This is a genomic window from Streptomyces sp. NPDC092045 (assembly GCF_044756005.1).
In the GTDB taxonomy this organism is placed as follows: Bacteria; Actinomycetota; Actinomycetes; order Streptomycetales; family Streptomycetaceae; genus Streptomyces.
The window spans coordinates 1-2,445 of the sequence record NZ_JBIVSC010000046.1 but is presented as its reverse complement, the minus strand read 5'-3'; the positions used below and the strand labels follow the sequence as shown (position 1 = coordinate 2,445).

Annotated in this window: 2 protein-coding genes; one reads left to right on the top strand and one right to left on the bottom strand. The window is 66.9% G+C overall.

What is annotated here, in order from left to right; all coding sequences use genetic code 11:
- Positions 1–30: 30 nt before the first annotated feature.
- On the bottom strand, positions 31–198 hold the full coding sequence (locus tag ACIQKA_RS34915; protein ID WP_402543408.1) for a DUF6221 family protein: 168 nt from the start codon (positions 196–198) through the stop codon (positions 31–33).
- Between the two features lie 1,342 nt (positions 199–1,540).
- On the opposite strand from ACIQKA_RS34915, the gene ACIQKA_RS34910 reads away from it, so the two are divergent.
- Positions 1,541–2,155 carry a YdeI family protein gene (locus ACIQKA_RS34910; protein WP_402543407.1) on the top strand — a complete coding sequence of 205 codons (615 nt, stop codon included), beginning with the start codon at positions 1,541–1,543 and terminating at the stop codon, positions 2,153–2,155.
- Positions 2,156–2,445: the final 290 nt, after the last annotated feature.

The window sequence follows — 2,445 nt, the reverse complement described above, 5'->3', positions numbered from 1 at the left end:
CCATCGCCGCTCTCGTCTCCGACCGCAACATCATCGACTGAGCAAGCACCTGAGCAGGGCAGACATGTCCCACCCGCTATCACGCACCAACTCGTAAGGACGCCATTCCTCGCGGTACTCCGGATGCTCTGCATAGGACTGCGCGAGCAGGCGGAGCGTGTAGGTGAGGCCGACGAAGCGCGGGTCTGTGGGGGCCATAGCCTCGCAGTCCCGCGCAAGCATGTCGATTAGGGCCTGTCCGATGGGTCGGATGTGCTGATCAGGGACGTGGCCTACTGTTCGCTGGAACGAAGGGGGCCGCATGGTGCGCGATACAGCCGAAGCAGAGGCGGGGATGAAGGGGATCACGTTTCCTGCCTGGCACGGAAAGCACTACGTGACGCTGGCTTAGCTGCTGGTTCGCCTCGGCAGCTTCGGCTTGGACCTGACGTGGCGCGTCGAGTTTGACGAGACCGTCGATCCTCGCTGTGTCGAGATGGAGAGACGGTCCGCCGACGCGGGCATGGACACGTTGACATTGTTGTCGCTGACGACCCCTTTCTTCCAGTTGATCGACGCCGAAGTACGTGGGTTCGCCGGGGACGAGCTGGTGCTCGTCCTGACCGAGTTCGACACAGCTCCTTGTGGGACGTCAGGGCCGCCGACGAGCGCGTACTCAGCGAACTTCGCCACCACTACCCGGGTGCCGCGGATCTCTGAATCGGGCGCTTCAGTCCGGCCTCGCCGTCAGGGCTGGCCCAGAAGTGGCCGCCTTGCCATAGCAGCGGCCTAACTTCGTTCCACGGCGCCTGTGGTTCGGGGGCGCCCCGGTCCCTCTGACGTGACTTCACGGACGCTCCTTTCCAACCGGACCAACGACGCGGTCAGGCGGTCGCGTTCACTTCTCGATGCGCTGTCGTCGTTCCTTGACGGTCAAATCACGCAGTTCGATCTTGCCGATGTCGAAGCAGGGCCCTCTGGCGGTTGGTGGAGCCGAGCGGCCGTCGTGAGCCAGGGCCGCGGCAGGTTATTCAAGGGGGTGATGAGGTTCCGAGTTCCGTAGTCAGGTGGGCACGGTTCGTGAGCACTCGGCCGTCAGAAGACCCGTCCCCGGACGCGGTCCTGCACACGGAGCCAGCTCAGCGACCGGTCGTCCACGGCGGTAGGTGCCCGGCCCAGGACGACGAGGCCGACACACACAGGACCATCCCCGCGGGCGCGAGCAGAGGTCCGGTCGCGCCGGTCCAGACGCGGTCCGGGGACTCGCAGGTTCGCAACCATGTCGACTGCTCCTCGCTCACCACTTCTGGATCCGGCAGGGCCGGCCCGCATCCGGACCGGCCCTGCTAGGGGAATGCCCGGTGAGCGCCCGCTGCATCCCCCGAGAGGCGGGCGCTCACCCCTCTTCGAACCACACCCGGCGGGCGTCGCCGGGGGCGATGTGCGGGCAGCCGTTCTGTAGTGCGGCATCGGTGAGGGCGAGCCGGTCCGGCACCGATGCCCGCAGGCTCGACTAGTCACCGCACCAAGCCGCAGCCCCGGGGTGCGGCACTAACCTGTAGTGGTGACCGGAACCGAGCTGGATGAGTTGATCGTTGCCGACAGTGCGGCGCTGCGCGCGTGGTTGCTGAACAACCACACCACCTCCCCTGGTGTGTGGCTCGCCCTGACCAGGAAGGGCGGCTCCGTCACCACGCTGACCTGGCAGCAGGCAGTCGACGAGGCACTGTGCTTCGGCTGGATCGACGGCCAGGCCCGCAAGCGCGACGAGGAGAGTTCCTGGAGGCGGCTCACCCCGCGCCGCCCCCGCAGTGTCTGGTCCCAGCGCAACGTCGCCAACGTGGCCCGGTTGGAAGCGGCCGGCCTGATGCTGCCCGCCGGCCGCGCCGCAGTGGACGCCGCGAAGGCCGACGGCCGGTGGACGGCCGCCTACGCGCCGTCATCGGAAGCGGAGGTGCCGACCGACCTGCAAGCCGCGATCGCCGCCGATCCGGCGGCACAGGCGATGTTCGACGTGCTCACCAAGACCAACCGCTTCGCCCTCATCAACCGGGTCAACACCGCCAAGCGGGCCGAGACACGCGCCCGGAAGATCACCGAGTGCGTAGCAATGCTGGCCCGACACGAGACGCTCCACCCGCAGCAAGCCAAGCCAGCGAAGTCGCCTGCATCGTGACCGGGCGCCCCCGAAACCAGGCCATTACTTCTGGATCACCTCCGAGGCGGCTGGGTGTCGGTGCGGCATGGGAGAGTCCTGGTGTGACCCGGCACACCCATGGCGGCCAGCCATCCCCACCATGGGCATGTCGCAGCAGCGACTTGATCACCGCACGACAGCCATGATCACTACCGCGGTGCACTCTGACCAGTAACTGATCGTTTCAGAATGAGTTCGCTGTAAGGGGTTGGCGGCCGGGCTTGGCGGCGGCAGAGTGGGGCAGGTGTCGGATGATCTTGTGCCTGATG

Coding starts and splice junctions, on each gene's coding strand:
- ACIQKA_RS34915 (WP_402543408.1), bottom strand. CDS start 198: ATGGCCCCCACAGACCCGCGCTTCGTCGGCCTCACCTACACGCTCCGC.